This is a genomic window from Psychroserpens sp. (assembly GCF_045105015.1).
In the GTDB taxonomy this organism is placed as follows: domain Bacteria; phylum Bacteroidota; class Bacteroidia; order Flavobacteriales; family Flavobacteriaceae; genus Psychroserpens.
Genome location: NZ_JBGCCX010000027.1, coordinates 1 through 16,902, shown reverse-complemented (window position 1 = coordinate 16,902; position 16,902 = coordinate 1). Strand labels below are relative to the sequence as shown.

Below are 16,902 nucleotides of genomic sequence, written 5' to 3'. Positions count from 1 at the left end.
AATAGCAGCAGTTAAAGTTGTTTTACCGTGATCTACGTGTCCAATAGTACCTATGTTAAGGTGTGGTTTTGAACGATCGAAAGTTGCCTTTGCCATGTTTAATTTATTTAATCTTATTTATATTAGTGTTCAATTTAATTCAATAATAAAAAAAGAGCCAATGACGAGATTTGAACTCGTGACCTCTTCCTTACCAAGGAAACGCTCTACCCCTGAGCTACACCGGCGTAAAGTGTTTTCTTCCTCATTTTATTAATGAGATTTCTGCCTTCGCAGAATTTTAGAGCGAGAGACCGGGTTCGAACCGGCGACATTCAGCTTGGAAGGCTGACGCTCTACCAACTGAGCTACTCTCGCATTATTTACAGCTGATTTACCAACTGATGGTTTAAATAAATTGTGGGGAGAGCAGGATTCGAACCTGCGAAGACGTAGTCAGCAGATTTACAGTCTGCCCTCGTTGGCCGCTTGAGTATCTCCCCAATTTTAAAGAACTTTTACTAAAATTATTGTTTAATAATTTTAGACTTTTTTAGAGCCGATGGAGGGACTCGAACCCACGACCTGCTGATTACAAATCAGCTGCTCTAGCCAGCTGAGCTACATCGGCTTTTGCATAACTTTATAGTTATAAAAAAAGCCCGCTATTTCTAACGGACTGCAAATGTAAAGATTTATTTATTTATTCAAAACATTTTTTGAAAAATTTTATTACATATGTGTTCTTAATTTTTCTTTTCGCTTTTTTAATTGTCTTTCAAGCGATGAAACTGCACTATCTGTTCCCTCTTCAAAAGTTTTGCATTGCTTCTTTACAACGAAACTATCTCCTGGAACATTTACTCTAGCTTCAAATATTTTATTTTCTTTATCACTTGTGTTTTCAACTTTTAAATACACATCTGTATCTATGACTTTATCATAAAACATTTCTAATTTATCCATTCGCTTTTGAATGAAATCAATAAGTTTTTGGTCTGCGTTAAAATTTACGGATTGTGTGTTTACCTTCATATTCAGTCTTTTAATAGATTAGACAATATTATTTTTTACTTCTTGGATGTGTTTTTGAGTACACATTTTTCAATTCAGCAATACTATTATGAGTATATACTTGAGTTGCTGCTAAACTCGAATGACCAAGAAGTTCTTTAACAGCATTTAGATTAGCACCTTGATTGAGTAAATGAGTCGCAAATGAGTGCCTCAAAATATGCGGACTACGTTTTACCTTTGTTGATGCTAGACTAAAGTAATCATTTATAATTCTGTAAACAAGCGTTTCATAAATTTTAACCCCTTTTTTTGTTAAAAACAAATAAGATGGGTCTTGAATTAGTTTTAGTTCCGCTCTAGTAATTATATAAGATTTAAATGTATCTATTACAGATGGTATTAAGGGTATATATCGTTCTTTGTTTCTTTTACCTAATACCTTTAAAGTTTTATTCGCAATATCTAAATCATTAAGCCTTAATTGCACTAACTCTATTCGTCTAATACCTGTGGCATAAAAAAGTTCAATAATTAATCGATTTCTTAAACCCTCATAATCTGTAGCAAAATTTAACTCTTGAAGTACTGTTTGAATTTCTTGTTCAGAAAAAGGGACCTGAATCTTTTTACTTGTTTTTAATGCCTTGTGTTTCGTAAGAGGATTTATATCTATTTCTTCTATTTTAAGCAGGAATTTATAATACGAATTTAGAGACGATATTTTTCTATTAATACTTCGGTTTGAAATTCCTTTATCAACTAAAATTATTATCCAACTTCGAATTTGTTGATAATTTGCATTGGTTATTGATTTAGAATTGTACTCAGAATGGATGTAATCTGAAAAATCTGAAATATCTTTAAGATATGCTTTAAGTGTTAACTGAGAATAGTTCTTTTCAAGCAATAAATAATCTGAGAATGATTGTAATGACATTTAAAGACATTTAAGTGACTACTAAAATACAAAGTTTTAATAACAATCTTACTAAAAACAAAAAATCCCATTATTACTAATGGGATTTACTATTATTTAAGCATAATTAAATGTTTTCTTGATCTTTCAGACCTTGAACATACTGTGCTTTTTGTACTTGTGCTCTTCTTGCAACTGAAGGTTTTGTGAATTGTTTGCGCTCTTGCAATTGGTTTTTAACCGTCGTTTTTACAAACTTACGTTTATAACGTTTTAACGCTCTTTCTATATTTTCTCCTTCTTTAACTGGTATTCTTAACATAGTGTCTTAACCTCCTCTCTTTTAGAATTTTTAAGGGTGCAAATATAGGAATGAAATTAAGATTTCAAAACAAAAAATAATTTTATTTATTGTTTAAACAAAGATGCTCGTTTACTCAAGTCTTTTATGAGCTGTTCATCTTCTTCACTCTCTAATATAATATTGTAGTTTTTCCAGAAAGATTTATCATAAGGTTTAGGAGAAAATATATCTGCATCCCAATCTTTTTGTAAAGCTTCAGCAATAATTTGATCATCTTCAATAATATCTGAAAATAAAATTTCCTGAACTGTATAATAAAAACGTTCTTCATTATAATATCTTGACTTCTCTTCTTCGGATAACTTTTCATCAGTCTTCAAACCAACATTAACCAACTTAGGTGTCTCATAATAAATGTAACTTGGGTACATTTTATCATTGTACTCCATGTAACTCATAACTAATTTATGATTTGTTTGCGTTCCAAACAGGGTCTTACTCCTGATCTTTTGCGCATCTGATGCAGCTATAAGTTCGTATTCGATTTTTTTGATTGCATAATTATCCCAGTAAATATAAACCCAACCTTTAGCATGATAGCCACCATTAAATATTCCTTTAGTTTCCAAATTCACATAATCTTTACTATCTGTAATTTGGATTTTATAAATTTTGCGATCATTATCTACTAGAATAGTATCTAATTTAAATTGGTGTTTTTCTAAAATATTCTGACCAAAGAGTGCCTTAACAGATTTAGAATTTCTTATTAAGTTTAACTTTCCTTTAAACAGGTTTTCTAATCCGTTAACTCTAGTATCGTTCCATTTGATGGCTTTAACTAAAGAAGATGTTTTTATAGTGTCTCTTTTTAAATTTTTAGCTTTTAGTTTTCTATTATTCTCATAACGTTTTAGATAAGAATAGTAAGAAAAGATACTATCAACATCTCGAAGATCATAACTTTTTCTAACCTGATCTACATTAATTTTTAGATGATCTTTTGAAGTGACTGAATATCCAGAATCATAAACCGTAATAGCGCTTTCTATTAGCCACTTAAACTCTTTTGCATTACGCTCTTTATGTCTAAGAAACCCTTTTTGAATATAAGCAGAGTCTGGAAGGTTTTCAGGTAATTTTTCAATCGCTTTTAAAATAATATCATTCCCAGTTTTAGGACGAGTTTCCGCCACTAGTATAATTTCATCTAAAGCAGCAATATCTTCTTCAAGATAAATCTCTTCAGAATTATCGAATTCATTAACTGGTATTTTAAAACTTTTATAACCAATTGAAGAAATAATGAGTGTATCAAATTCTAACTCTTTAGAAACTTGCAATACAAACTTTCCATCTTGATTACTTACAGTTCCAATTGTTGTATTCTTAATATAAATACTAGCACTTTCAATTGGTAATAAGGTAGTGAAATCCACAACCTTGTTCTTAAGTTCGGTTTGAGAATAAGAAAGTACACTCACTATAAATAGGCAGTAAAACAGCAGTTGTTGTTTTGATAAAAGTTTCATTTAATTCTGTTGTAAGACGATTATGTAGCGGGCTTGTAATCTTTTTTATCAATTATCATTTTAGCAATGATCTCACGTAATATCTCAGAAGTACCTCCTCCAATTGGACCCAACCTACTATCGCGAAGCAATCTTGCTAAAGGATATTCTTCCATGTAACCATAACCTCCTAAAAATTGCAGACAGTCATACATGACCTCATCTGACATTTTTGTGCACTGAAGTTTAGACATCGTTGCCTCTTTCACAACATATTCTCCTTGGTCTAACCTACTCGCTACAGAATAATTGAATTCTTTACAGATTTCCATTTCTGTATAACGATCTGCTATTTTATGACGAAGTGCTTGAAATTTATCAATCGTTCTTCCGAAGGCTTCACGCTCACCCATGTATTTTAATGTATATTCTAATGCAAATTCAGCTCTAGCATGTGCATTAATTCCCATAATTAAACGCTCTAAAGCAAAATGTTGCATGATATAAGGAAATCCTTTGTTCTCCTCTCCCATTAAGTTTGATGCTGGAATCACAACATTATCGAAAGCTATTTCACCAGTATCTGAAGCTCTCCAACCCAACTTATCCAATTTGGTTGCAGAAATTCCTGGTGTATCTCTATCCATAATAAAAATACTTATACCCTTATTTCCTAGCTCAGGATTTGTTTTGGCTGCCACGACTAAATAGTCACTATAAACACCATTAGTTATGAATGTTTTAGACCCGTTAATGACATAGGTGTCATCTTTTTTCACAGCAGTTGTTCTCATTCCTGCTACATCACTTCCACCGAAAGGTTCAGTAATACAAAGGCATCCTATTTTTTCACCAGTAATACTAGGTGCTAAATATTTTTGTTTAATAGCGTGATCACCTTCTTTGTTAACGTGAGTCATAGCTAGATAAGTATGCGCCCAAATGGCTGCCGCAAATCCTCCTGAATTTACTTTTTGAAGTTCTTCAAGTAGAATTACAGTATAAAATAAATCTAAGTTCATTCCTCCGTATTCTTCAGGATATGCTATCCCAAAGAAACCCATTTCACCAAATTTCTCCCAAACAAAGCGTTCTATGTGACCTGTTTCTTCCCATTTTTCGATGTGAGGAACCACTTCTTTTTGCAAAAAATCTTTTAAACTTTGTCTAAACAATTCGTGTTCTTCAGTGAAGTACCTACTATTCATATTGATGTTTTTTTTATTCTAAATTGAGTGTCAAATATAACTTAATTATATCAATTTTTTTGACAGGAAAATCTTTAACTTTTGTTAATTGATCTAAGGATTTAAAGCCTTCTCTTAGTGTACGCTCTTCAATAATATTGTGAGCAATTTCATAATCGATGTATTGAATTGTCACCAACTCATTGATAGTTGCCGTATTTAGATCGAGCGTTTGTATTGGTTTCGTATTTTTTACAGTAAATTCATTAAGCGTTCGTTTAACAACTTCAGGAGATAATCCGTAGACATCCTGAAGTTGAACATCTGCGATAAAATTTCCACCAATTTTTTTTCTGTAAGCTACGATACGTTCAGAAAGTTTATCACCGATTCCATTTATTTTTTTTAATTGCTCTGCTGTAGCAGTATTTAAATTTAATTTTTGATCAAATGTCTTAGGGCTTTTATTTTTTGAATAAGAATATTGTGTCTTTGGTTTGGGATTTAATACCCAATCTGGAAATTTGAAGTAAGGAGAAATCTTTAGCAGTAATGAATCTGAAACTAAAGTTATCCTTTGAAAATCTTTTATAGAATTAATCCATTTATTTTGCTTTCTAAACGCATGCAATCTATCAATCTCTTCTGAACTCATTCCGAGTGTGTATCCTTTATAATCTGTTATAAAATTTGGATTGAATGGATATACTTTCGGCTTATTGTTTTGTGTTTTAATTTGCTTTAATGAATCTATTTCAGCTCGAAATTGCACTAAATCATGTTGATTAACCTGAAATTCTTCGGAAGAAAAATCGACAAAAAAGTAAACACATTGTAAAATTAAAATCAGTAGTAATAATACAAAAATCCCACTTCGTTGTTGTTTCGTAAACGTGAAGTGAGATTTAATATGTTTCATTTTTTTTATTTTTTATGAGGTACGCTCTTTTATAGCTTTCATGTATTTGTTTAATTCGTCTCGAACTTTTGGTGCCAAAATCACTAAACCAATCATATTTGGAACCATCATAGCAAATATCATAGCATCTGAAAAACCAATCACAGAGCCTAAACTAGCAGCAGCACCAACAATAACAAATAAACAGAAAATAATTTTATAAGTATACTCCATTTTCTTTGATCTTCCGAATAGGTAAGTCCATCCTTGGAATCCATAATAAGACCAAGAAATCATCGAACTAAAAGCAAATAGAACAACAGCTACAGTTAACACATAAGGGAACCATGAAATCACAGATTCAAATGCTCCTGAAGTTAATAAAATAGCTTCAGCATCATTCAATGATCCATTAGCTGCAGTAACATTTCCTGTAATTATTAATACTAATGCTGTCATCGTACAAACTAAAACTGTATCAATAAAAGGCTCTAATAAAGCAACCATTCCTTCACTTGCAGCATATTTTGTTTTTACGGCTGAATGCGCAATAGAAGCCGAACCAATACCTGCTTCGTTAGAGAATGCTGCTCTTCTAAATCCTTGAACTAAAACACCAATTGCTCCACCAGCAACACCTTCTGGGCTAAATGCGCCATTAAAGATTTGCATAAAAGCGTCGCCAATCATATTATAATTTGCAAATATCACAAACAAGGATGCTGCAACATAAACCACTACCATAAAAGGCACTATTTTATCAGTCACTTTTGCAATGGACTTAATACCACCAATAATAACAATACCAACAAGTATTGCCATTACTAAACCGAATGCCCAACCATTACCATGCAAGAAAGATTCAGTTCCTCCAGTAATATTTTCAACTAGTTGAAATGCTTGATTGACTTGGAACATGTTACCACCTCCTAGAGATCCACCAATTACAAATATGGCAAATAATACGGCTAATACTTTTCCTAGACCTGCAAGACCTTTAGATTTTAATCCTTTTGTTAAATAATACATTGGTCCACCGTAGACTGTACCATCTTCGTTAACATCTCTATATTTTACACCTAATGTACATTCAACAAATTTAGATGCCATACCAAGCAAACCTGCTACTATCATCCAAAACGTTGCTCCAGCTCCTCCAATGGATACAGCGATAGCAACACCAGCAATATTACCTAGACCAACTGTTGCTGACAAAGCCGCTGTTAAAGCTTGAAAATGAGACACTTCTCCCTCAGCACCTTCAATAGCAATTGTTTCAATATTATCGCCTCCTGGAGTTGAATCTCCAGCTCCAACAAGTGACTCATGATGATCAATATCATCGTATTTACCTCTCACAATATTAATAGAAGTAAAGAAACCTCTAAAATTTATAAACTTAAAATAGAATGTAAAATAAAGTGCTCCTAAAATTAGAGGAAATAGAACCCAAAACACTTTTACACCACCACCAAAATCAATTTGATAAAATATAAAACCTACAAACCAACCTGTAGCATCTCCAAAAGCTTGATCAATTTTTTGATCAATACCTACTTCTTGGGCTTCTTGAGCAATTGTTAACAGCGGTAATATTAGTGCAAAAATAGAAAGAAGATATTTCTTCATGTTAAGAATAATTTTAATTAGTTAGTTTTATAAGGATTACAAGATGCTAAAAAAAAATGATTTTATAAAGCATCCCTTGTTAAAATGAGCTGTACTCTATTTGATATCGTACAAGGAATTTAGTTTATGAATTTGCTCTGGACGTCCTAAAACAATTATTTTAGAACCTGATATTAAATGCGTATCTGCTTCAGGGTTAACAAGGTATTCTCCTTTACCATCTTTAAAACCAATAACCGTACAACCAGTTTTCCTTCTCAGATCTAAATCCTTAATTGTTTTGACTTCACTAGTATTGTATAGCTTATCAACAATAACTTCCTCAATATTTATATTTTGTTCTCCAACAATACCTAAATTATCAATAAATTCCACCAAATCGGGAACTACTACAAGAGATGCCATATGATCACCTCCAATTCGGTCTGGCAAAATCACATTATTGGCACCAGCTAACTTAAGCTTATCATAAGATGTTTCTTGAGAAGCTCTACTAATGATGCTCATGCTTTTGTTTATTTGCCTAGCAGAAAGTACCACAAACAAATTATCTGCATCGTTAGGTAATGCTGAAATTAAAGTACTTGCACGCTCTACTCCAGCTTCTATCAAAGTATCATCTTCATTTGCATTTCCAAAAACAAATGCCAAGTCTTCGTCTTGGTGTTTTTCAATAATCTCTTTGTCCTTTTCTATAATCACAAAAGGTTTATTGTATGCATTAAGTTTTCGTGCTGCTTGTTTTCCGTTTCTACCAAAACCACATATGATGATATGGTTTTTGAAGCCTTCTATTTTCTTTTGCATCTCTTTATGTTTTAATTCTTCCAAATCATTTTTACTTAAAATATATTCTGTAATTACAGTTATGGCGTAACCTAAAATTATGACACTAGCTAAAATTAAAAAAATGGTAAATATTTTTGCATTGTCATCTAAAGGTTGGACTTCTCCAAAGCCTACAGTTGTAATTGTAATTACAGTCATATAAAGCGCATCAACCCAGGAATAGTCTGACATAATTTTGAATCCAATAACTCCAATTGCCAGAAGCAGTGTTAGTAAAAACACGGCAGTATAAATCTTGGTTCTAAAAAACTTTATTAGTGGATTCATATGTTATAAATCAAATACTGAAGATCTTTTGGTGTAGACTATGTCTTTAATTTTTATCCAAAACGCAAAAAATAAATATAAAGCAAAACCAAATCCTAAGGTCACAAATGTAAGGTACATAAACGATGTACGTACAACTTTTGCTCTTATTCCTAGACGATCTGCAATACGCTGACATACGTAGTAGCCTCTTTTTTGAAAATAGTAAAGCATTTTATAGAAAAATTTCATACTGCAATTTAGTCTTTAGTTTAAAACATTAAAAGTTTATTTGTTTAAAAGTGAGTTGCCAATAGCGCATTTTAAACATTGATGTTTATCACAATATTCTGTTTTCAATTGAACAAGTGCCTGAGATTCTAATGCAGATTTTGAAACTTTCTTGATATTATTAAAGCCTTTGATTATTGAATTCTTCTCAGAATCAAGAAATCTCACCATTGGTATAATTAGATTATTGACATCAGTTCCCGTTTGCTTTGCATAACAAAATTTTAAAGGTATTATCGTATTGATTAACAATAAATCAATAAATGATTTAGTTAATCGTTTATCACTTTTTTTTGACGTTTTATGAAAGGTAAAATGCGTATTCCAATACTCAGATGTAGTTACATTAAAGAGCTCATAAAATCCTTCTACGGTATTGCATTCAATAATTTCAGAAAACAAATGCTGTTCTTTATGGTAGACATTTGCCAATTGTGATAGACGAATCGTTGGAAAATTTCGAGGCCGTAATCTGAAAAATTGGAGCGGAACAATATGCGCATTAAGTAACTGAAATTTTTGTCTTAGAAATACGTACTCTTTTTTTAAACTTTGATAATAAGCATCTTCTATTTCTGATTCTAATAATCCTGCTTGACCGAATAGCAAAGCTTCTAAAGCTAATAGATTTGATTTAGATTTTTGAATGATTGAAAATGTTATTGAATTTGCCAAACCAAAAAAAGCATCTGAATTAACTGTGAGTCCGAAATTTTTCGCCAACATTTTAAACAAAACTGCCTCCCAATTGTTTTTAGATGCTTTTAGTAGGTCTTGAATTCCTCTAGATTTTCGTTCTAAACGTTCAACATATAGACGTTCTAACCAATGATGCAAAATGAAGTTATCAGTATAAGCAAAATCATGTTCACAATTAATCCATTTTGATGTTTTTGAGAACAGTTTCTTATATTTTTGTATGACTTCATCATGGATATAATGCTTAAGTTCTAATGTTGGTATTATTGAATTATCCTTTCTAAAAATGTCTGTATCATGTTCATAAACCACATGTAAAATAACATTATCATATGCTTTATCTTGCTCATGATGATGCACATACCAGTCGCTAGATTTAATATGAATTTCTACATTACCAGCCCAAAGCTGATCTTCTATTTTGAGTTGTGCGTTAAAAAAATCTGGTCCTGAATTAAAATTATGAGTTCCTATTGAAACTAAATTAATAGGCTGATTCATTGTAGTTTTTAACTGCCTTGTATCAAATTTTTTAAATTTCCATATATAGTGTAGAAAATTTTCTCTCATTTTCAAATGTAATCAATTATTTCAAAAAAATTAACCTTTCATTTAGATGACCTACATCGTTGATTTTGTATTTTCAAATAAAAAATGCGATTCTTTATCTTTTTATTAATTCTGATAAGTTTTAAATCAATGACCTTATACGATTTTTCTTCAAATAGTAATTCTGATGACTGGTATATATTAGATGACGTTGTTATGGGTGGACGTTCCAGTGGTAATTTCAAATTAAATAAAGATGGACACGGTCAATTTTCGGGAGCAGTGTCTCTTGAGAATAATGGTGGTTTTTCATCAGTGAGACATCGATTTTCTTCAAGAGATATTAAACAATATTCAAAGTTTATTTTACGAATAAAAGGCGATGGAAAATCATATCAGTTTAGAGCAAAAACGGACTCTAGAGATTATGCTTCATTCATTTATGAATTTAAAACCACCAATGAGTGGATGACCTTAGAAATTCCTTTTTCTGAAATGTATCCTAGTTTTAGAGGACGAAAATTAAACCAACCTAATTTTGAAGGCAACTACCTCTCTGAAATTGCTTTTTTAATTGGTAATAAAAAACCTCAAGAATTTGATTTACAAATTGATAAGATAGAATTAAAATAAAAAGCCTGAACATCGTTCAGGCTTTTAAAACATTATGTAATGATGATTATTAGTCTAAGTATCCCATTTCTTTCATCCAATCGTTGTTAAACATTTTTCCAACATAGCGACTGCCGTGATCATGAAATAAAACGACAACCACATCATCTTTTGTAAAATGTTCTTTTAATTGCAATACGCCTTTTATAGCTGATCCTGCAGAATTACCTAAAAACATACCTTCCTCTTTTGCCAACCTTTGTGTATATACACAAGCATCTTTGTCGGTTACTTTTGTAAATCCGTCGATAATAGAGAAATCTACATTTTCTGGAAGTATATCTTCTCCAATACCTTCAGTTACGTATGGATAAATTTCGTTTTCATCAAACTCTCCTGTTTCATGGTATTTTTTAAATACGCTTCCGTAAGTATCAACGCCCCAAATTTTAATATTAGGATTCTGTTCTTTTAGGTATTTTCCGACACCAGAAATCGTTCCTCCTGTTCCAACACCAACAACGAAATGTGTTATTTTTCCATCTGTTTGTTTCCAAATTTCTGGTCCTGTGCTTTCATAATGCGCTTGAGCATTACTCGGATTGTCATATTGATTTACATACCAAGAATTTGGTGTTTCTTCTCCTAATCGTTTTGAAACTGAATAGTAACTGCGTGGATCATCTGGCTCAACAGCTGTAGGACACACAATCACTTCTGCTCCAACAGCTCTCATGATGTCTACTTTTTCTTTACTTTGCTTGTCTGCCATTACAAAAATACATTTGTAGCCTTTTACGATAGCAGCAAGTGCTAATCCCATTCCAGTATTTCCTGAAGTACCTTCAATGATTGTTCCTCCTGGTTTTAAGCGACCATCGGCTTCTGCGTCTTCTATCATTTTTAAAGCCATACGGTCTTTAACTGAATTTCCAGGATTGAAGGTTTCGTATTTTGAAAGCACTAAACAAGGCAGTTCTGCTGTAAGTTTATTTAATTTAACTAAGGGTGTATTCCCTATTGTACCTAATATATTTTCTGCGTAATCCATAGTTATTATTTTGCGTTGCAAATTTAAGTTAAAAGTAGAAAGTTATGAGCGATTTTAGTGTTTTAGTTGAAATAAAATTGCGTTAGCGATTAAGCAATTGTTGGAGCTCCTTTAAAAAAGAGCGACTTGTGCAAGCGCGACCTGATAGGGAACGCCATAATTATTCAAATCGAATGGCTTTTACTGGAGAGATTTTAGTAATGATTATTGAAGGGATCATCAACATTAAAAAGCAGGCTAAAAAAGTCCCAAGATTTAATAGAATAATGTAATCTAAACCTATATGAACTGGAATGATTGACACGTAATATTGATCTGGATCTGGAAATTTAAGAATGCTGAATTGCTGTTGTATAAAAAGCAAAATCAGTCCAATAATGTTTCCCCAAAACAAACCTAAACAGATTAAGTAAGTTGCATTATATAGAAACACTTTTCTGATACTCCAATTTGAACTACCCAGAGCTTTAAGGATTCCTATCATTTGTGTTCGTTCGAGAATAAGTACAAGTAATGCTGTTATCATATTGATTCCAGCGACAATAATCATGATGGCAATGATGCCATAAGTATTGTTATCGAAAATTTTAATCCATTCAAATGTAGTGTAATACTTTTCTTCAATCGTTTGAGTATTTAAATTTGAAGGTGTTGCAGCTCTAATTTTAGTATCCATTTCAATCAGTTTGCTGTAATCATCTATAAATACTTCGAAATTACCAACTTGATTTTTGTTCCATTTATTTAAACGTTGAACATGTCTTAAATCTCCTAACATAAATGTTTTATCGATATCTTGAAAACCTGAACTAAAAATACCACTAATTTTAAATTGTCTTATAAACGGAAGTTCGTCAATGTGCTCTTTACCAAAGACCATTTGAAACGAATCTCCTACTTGAAACTGCAATCGGTTGGCTAGATAACTCGAAATAATAACGTCATTATTTAAATCATTACTGTAATCGGGTAAGCTGCCTTCTATTAAAAATTCTTCGAGATACGACCAATCATAATATTTACCCACTCCTTTAAGAACAGTGCCTTCAAAATCAGTTTCAGTTCTAATAACTCCAAATTTAGTAGCAACAGCTTGAATATGTTTTACACCTTCAATTGTATTGAAATCTGGATAAAAGTCTTGTTCAGAAGATATAGGAATAACAGATTCATTTGAAACATTGCTATCGTAATTTACGATCGTCAAATGCCCATTAAATGCGACGACCTTTTCACGAACTTTTTTCTGGAGTCCCAAACCTGTTGCAATTGCAATAAGCATCACTATAATTCCAACAGCTATGGCTGTAATTCCAATTTTTATTATTGGAGCCGAAACACTACTTTTATACGCTTTACTACCAATAATGCGTTTAGCTATAAAAAACTCGTAATTCAAAATTATCTATGCATTTTAAGATGTTCAAAAATACTGTTTTATTATTTGTTTTATTATTGATTTCTTGTGGATCAAAAATCAAAGATGAATCTGTCTCAAATCTTGAGATCAATCATCAAGTTCAAGATAAGAATTCTGAAAAAATCACTCCACATATTATTGTTGGCGCAAATCAAACAGAAACCTATTTTCCTTTATTACAAGGGAAACGCGTTGGTATTGTTGCAAACCAAACCAGTGTTGTATTCAATGAAAAAGGATACTCACACTTAGTAGACTCATTATTGAAATTTAATATTGATATTAAAAAGATATTTTCCCCAGAGCATGGCTTTAGAGGTACTGCTGACGCTGGAGAACATATTAATGATGATTATGATGTTAAAACAAAACTTCCAATTATATCATTACATGGTAAAACTAAAAAGCCTACTCCAGAACATTTAGATGGAATAGATATTATGATTTTTGATATTCAAGATGTTGGTGTTCGTTTTTACACTTACCTTTCAAATCTGCATTATGTTATGGAAGCCTCTGCAGAAAACAATATTCCATTAATTGTTTTAGATAGACCAAATCCAAATGGGCATTATATTGATGGCCCTGTCTTAGATACTAAATACAAAAGTTATGTAGGTCTGCATCCTGTTCCCTTAGTGTATGGAATGACTATTGGCGAATATGCTCAAATGATAAATGGAGAGAAATGGTTACGTAATGAAATTCAATGTGATTTAACCATAATTTCATTAAAAAACTACACACATAATACACAATATAGTTTACCAATAAAACCATCTCCGAATTTACCCAATGACCAAGCTATAAACCTGTATCCAAGTTTAGATATTTTTAGAGGAACACCTATAAATGTTGGTCGTGGAACTAATTACCAAATGCAACGTTATGGTGCTCCATTTTTTCCGAAAAGTGATTTCAGCTATATTCCTAAGCCTAATGTAGGTGCAAAACACCCTAGATTTAAAGGTGAAGTTTGTTATGGCATTGATTTAAGTAATGTACCTGTATTAAATCGTTTTACCCTAAAATTTGTTTTAGATGCTTACAAAAAAACACCTAAAAACATATCATTTTTTGGTCCAACTTGGACTGTCCATGCTGGAAATGAAATTCTACAACAACAAATTGAACAAGGACTTTCTGAAAATGAGATTAAAGATAGTTGGAAAAAAGACTTAGACGCTTTTAAAGAATTAAGAAAACAATATTTGATTTACGACTAATCGTTAAGGCTTGTCATCTTTAGATGCCAAGTTATTTTTATCCTCCATCGCTAATAAAACAGAATTATCTCTTAATATCTTAACAACAAAGACTATTCTTACAGGAGATTGTACGGCTACAAAAACATGTTTGCCAATGCTTAATTTTTTTAGAGGAATCTTTACCGTTTTATTTTTTACACTAAGATCGACTTCTCTTTTGTAATTCATATTAACAGCATAAACCTTGTTAATCATAGAATCACTCTTTAGTATGAGAGTATCTTTAGTTGTATTCAATTTTTGAATTAATCCTTTTGCTCTAATGTTGACATTTTTTTCTAGAATGGCAAAATCATTTTGAGCTTGAAGTTGTCTAAAAGGAAAAGCTAATAAAACAAAAAAGATTATAATATGTTCTAATTTCATGTACAAACGTTTTTAACGTCAACAATGAACTAATAGCTTAATTATAATCCCCGAACTCTAAAACTAGACTTCTTTTATCTTTTAATCACTAAATAATCTATGAACGGTCAATAAAACCGAAGTAAATGTATTTTCTTACAAATAGATGCTATAAATTAGTCATCATTATAAGGTTTACCATTTGGTCTTAGATTGTTTCTTCTGTAATCTGCTCTAGTTTGAACATTATCTCTACCAATATCTGATATATTATAACTTTTCATTGAATATTCTATGTCATTATCAGGATCTAGATTGATAGCCATTTCAAAATTAGCATCACTCATATCAAATTTTTCGTCATCAGCATCATTAAGATCAAATGCATCAATGTCATCTGATATAATTTCTGCATCATTTACAGCTACGACTTCAGACTCTAAGCCATGCATTGGATCGAATGGTAATATTCTTTCAATTTGAAATACAATGATTTTGCCTGCTTGATAAAACATAACTGTATAATCACCAATAGGCAATTCGTCTAAAGGTATTTTAGCACTCTTAACAGCAGGTTTAAAATCGAACACTTTTTCAGCATTATCACTAATAAAACGAACTCTTTTAAACAAAAACTTGTTTTCTAAAAGCAACGAATCTTGTGTGTCAGATAAATCGTGACTTAAATTTTTTGCTAGTGGATTTACATTCTTTCGAATTGTAGTGTAGGTTTCTTGAGCAGAAACATTACTACCAAAGAATAAAGTAAATAATACGAGACCAATAAGGCCGTGAATTGGCATACCAATTATAGTAATCTTGTTCATGATTGGGGTCATTTAAAGGTTAACTAAAAACTAAAAAAACATCTCTTTTTAAATGGGATTTCTCCACAAAGAGTTTCTATGTAATTATATTCAAATGTATGAGTAGAATTATTACATGAACAAGAAGTTGGTTGAACACCAAAAAAGAGTCGATGAATGAAAAAAAAGGATTAAAAAAAAGGATGAACTGCACGATTTACATAAAAAACAAATCGAAACACAAAGCTGTAAAACCCTAAAAATGAACACTTAATCGAATTTAAAACACTGTTTAATTCTATTTTTGCGACTCTATTGTTGTGGGTTTTCTATACTTATGAAAAGGTTGTTTGAGAAGTACTCCAATTTTTCCATTGGAATTTTCATCTGGAAATGTATCGACTCCATAAACAATTAATTTAGGGTCTAATGTCATAAAAGTTCCGAAAAGCCTATCCCAGATTGAAAAAATATTTCCGTAGTTACTATCTGTATATGGCAACTTATAATGATGGTGAACTTTATGCATATTTGGAGATACAATAATATAACTCAAGACCTTATCAACTTTGGTCGGTAATTTAATATTTGCATGACTAAACTGTGTGGCAACCAAAGATAATGATTGGTATAAAAACACAATAGCAATTGGTGCACCAACGATATATACACCTGCAAGTGTAAATAAAAATCTAATAATGCTTTCTAAAGGGTGATGTCTATTTGCTGTGGTTGTATCAACATTATGATCTGTATGATGCACAAGATGCACCATCCACAGTGGTTTTACTTTGTGTTCAACATAGTGCGCTAAATATGCTCCTATAAAGTCTAAAAGTAGAACACCCAGTAATGCATAAGCCCAAAGTGGTAATTGAGGTATCCAATTAATGATTCCAAATTGATTCTTTTCTACCCAATCAGCACTTTCTAAAAGCAAAAACGCAAGTCCGAAGTTTATAATTATTGTGGTTAACGTAAAAAAGATATTAGGAATAGCATGCTTCCATTTTTTATATTTAAAATTTACTAAGGGCAGTGTTCCTTCTAACAGCCAAAAAAAGGTAAGTCCACCAACCAGAATCAGGCTTCTGTGAATAGAAGGAATAGTTTCAAAATAATTAATAATCGTTTCCAAAGTGTTTAGGAATTATTTTTGACAATTAAATTGGTCTTTTTCAAATTTACTAAAGAAACTTTACTTCTCCATACACTAGCATTATTTTCATCTTTAAGAAGCGCATATGATGCAAAATATAAAAATGCTACAAGTCCATCATTAGTATTATCAGTGAGAGCTATATCCATTCTTTTTAATTGTCGTA

19 protein-coding genes and 4 tRNA genes are annotated in these 16,902 nt (G+C 31.5%); 2 read left to right on the top strand and 21 right to left on the bottom strand.

From position 1 onward, the window contains the following. From AB8B90_RS02160 to AB8B90_RS02090, 15 genes are all read right to left on the bottom strand, one after another. The coding region (locus tag AB8B90_RS02160) for a GTP-binding protein (protein ID WP_405333186.1) at nucleotides 1-96 on the bottom strand (96 nt) is incomplete at its 3' end. 59 nt (nucleotides 97-155) lie between these two features. Continuing rightward, a tRNA-Thr gene (locus tag AB8B90_RS02155) sits at nucleotides 156-227 on the bottom strand. A gap of 57 nt (nucleotides 228-284) precedes the next feature. Continuing rightward, nucleotides 285-357 (bottom strand) — tRNA-Gly (locus tag AB8B90_RS02150). Between the two features lie 43 nt (nucleotides 358-400). Beyond that, nucleotides 401-482: transfer RNA gene (locus AB8B90_RS02145), tRNA-Tyr, on the bottom strand. Nucleotides 483-536: 54 nt separating this feature from the next. After that, nucleotides 537-610, bottom strand: a tRNA-Thr gene (locus AB8B90_RS02140). A 101-nt stretch (nucleotides 611-711) separates the two neighbouring features. Continuing rightward, nucleotides 712-1,014, bottom strand: a complete 303-nt coding sequence (gene hpf, locus AB8B90_RS02135; RefSeq protein ID WP_405333184.1) for a ribosome hibernation-promoting factor, HPF/YfiA family — start codon at nucleotides 1,012-1,014, stop codon at nucleotides 712-714. Between the two features lie 28 nt (nucleotides 1,015-1,042). Next, nucleotides 1,043-1,933, bottom strand: a complete 891-nt coding sequence (locus AB8B90_RS02130) for a tyrosine-type recombinase/integrase (RefSeq protein ID WP_405333182.1) — start codon at nucleotides 1,931-1,933, stop codon at nucleotides 1,043-1,045. Between the two features lie 106 nt (nucleotides 1,934-2,039). Then, nucleotides 2,040-2,234, bottom strand: coding sequence for a 30S ribosomal protein S21 (rpsU, locus tag AB8B90_RS02125; RefSeq protein WP_405333180.1), 195 nt, complete (start codon nucleotides 2,232-2,234; stop codon nucleotides 2,040-2,042). An 86-nt stretch (nucleotides 2,235-2,320) separates the two neighbouring features. Next, entirely contained in the window at nucleotides 2,321-3,748 is a 1,428-nt protein-coding gene (locus AB8B90_RS02120) for a carboxypeptidase-like regulatory domain-containing protein (RefSeq protein WP_405333178.1), read from the bottom strand. A gap of 20 nt (nucleotides 3,749-3,768) precedes the next feature. Beyond that, a complete protein-coding gene (locus tag AB8B90_RS02115) occupies nucleotides 3,769-4,935 on the bottom strand; it encodes an acyl-CoA dehydrogenase family protein (protein WP_405333176.1) in 1,167 nt (388 codons plus the stop codon). A gap of 13 nt (nucleotides 4,936-4,948) precedes the next feature. Beyond that, nucleotides 4,949-5,833 carry a ComEA family DNA-binding protein gene (locus AB8B90_RS02110; RefSeq protein ID WP_405333174.1) on the bottom strand — a complete coding sequence of 295 codons (885 nt, stop codon included), beginning with the start codon at nucleotides 5,831-5,833 and terminating at the stop codon, nucleotides 4,949-4,951. A 12-nt stretch (nucleotides 5,834-5,845) separates the two neighbouring features. Next, nucleotides 5,846-7,441, bottom strand: coding sequence for an alanine/glycine:cation symporter family protein (locus AB8B90_RS02105; protein ID WP_405333172.1), 1,596 nt, complete (start codon nucleotides 7,439-7,441; stop codon nucleotides 5,846-5,848). Between the two features lie 96 nt (nucleotides 7,442-7,537). Next, a complete protein-coding gene (locus tag AB8B90_RS02100; protein WP_405333170.1) occupies nucleotides 7,538-8,557 on the bottom strand; it encodes a potassium channel family protein in 1,020 nt (339 codons plus the stop codon). 3 nt (nucleotides 8,558-8,560) lie between these two features. Then, the gene (locus AB8B90_RS02095; protein ID WP_405333168.1) at nucleotides 8,561-8,788 is read right to left on the bottom strand and encodes a PspC domain-containing protein; all 228 of its coding nucleotides are present in this window, start codon (nucleotides 8,786-8,788) and stop codon (nucleotides 8,561-8,563) included. A 36-nt stretch (nucleotides 8,789-8,824) separates the two neighbouring features. After that, nucleotides 8,825-10,096 (bottom strand): DUF2851 family protein, encoded by a 1,272-nt coding sequence (locus AB8B90_RS02090; protein WP_405333167.1) that lies wholly within the window; start codon nucleotides 10,094-10,096, stop codon nucleotides 8,825-8,827. A 129-nt stretch (nucleotides 10,097-10,225) separates the two neighbouring features. On the opposite strand from AB8B90_RS02090, the gene AB8B90_RS02085 reads away from it, so the two are divergent. Further along, the gene (locus AB8B90_RS02085; RefSeq protein WP_405333165.1) at nucleotides 10,226-10,708 is read left to right on the top strand and encodes a CIA30 family protein; all 483 of its coding nucleotides are present in this window, start codon (nucleotides 10,226-10,228) and stop codon (nucleotides 10,706-10,708) included. A gap of 49 nt (nucleotides 10,709-10,757) precedes the next feature. Here the strand turns inward: AB8B90_RS02085 and AB8B90_RS02080 are convergent, their stop codons facing one another. Both AB8B90_RS02080 and AB8B90_RS02075 read right to left on the bottom strand, forming a co-directional pair. Beyond that, nucleotides 10,758-11,738, bottom strand: a complete 981-nt coding sequence (locus tag AB8B90_RS02080; RefSeq protein ID WP_405333163.1) for a PLP-dependent cysteine synthase family protein — start codon at nucleotides 11,736-11,738, stop codon at nucleotides 10,758-10,760. Nucleotides 11,739-11,898: 160 nt separating this feature from the next. Beyond that, nucleotides 11,899-13,137, bottom strand: coding sequence for an ABC transporter permease (locus AB8B90_RS02075; protein WP_405333161.1), 1,239 nt, complete (start codon nucleotides 13,135-13,137; stop codon nucleotides 11,899-11,901). A 20-nt stretch (nucleotides 13,138-13,157) separates the two neighbouring features. Here AB8B90_RS02075 and AB8B90_RS02070 point away from each other — a divergent pair, with 20 nt between their 5' ends. After that, a complete protein-coding gene (locus AB8B90_RS02070) occupies nucleotides 13,158-14,384 on the top strand; it encodes an exo-beta-N-acetylmuramidase NamZ domain-containing protein (RefSeq protein WP_405333159.1) in 1,227 nt (408 codons plus the stop codon). A 3-nt stretch (nucleotides 14,385-14,387) separates the two neighbouring features. Here the strand turns inward: AB8B90_RS02070 and AB8B90_RS02065 are convergent, their stop codons facing one another. From AB8B90_RS02065 to AB8B90_RS02050, 4 genes are all read right to left on the bottom strand, one after another. Further along, a complete protein-coding gene (locus tag AB8B90_RS02065; protein WP_405333158.1) occupies nucleotides 14,388-14,792 on the bottom strand; it encodes a hypothetical protein in 405 nt (134 codons plus the stop codon). 155 nt (nucleotides 14,793-14,947) lie between these two features. Beyond that, the gene (locus AB8B90_RS02060) at nucleotides 14,948-15,598 is read right to left on the bottom strand and encodes a hypothetical protein (RefSeq protein ID WP_405333156.1); all 651 of its coding nucleotides are present in this window, start codon (nucleotides 15,596-15,598) and stop codon (nucleotides 14,948-14,950) included. A gap of 277 nt (nucleotides 15,599-15,875) precedes the next feature. Next, a complete protein-coding gene (locus AB8B90_RS02055) occupies nucleotides 15,876-16,715 on the bottom strand; it encodes a sterol desaturase family protein (RefSeq protein ID WP_405333154.1) in 840 nt (279 codons plus the stop codon). 5 nt (nucleotides 16,716-16,720) lie between these two features. Continuing rightward, nucleotides 16,721-16,902, bottom strand: a 182-nt coding sequence (locus AB8B90_RS02050; RefSeq protein ID WP_405333152.1) for a hypothetical protein, incomplete at its 5' end; no start/stop codon positions are given.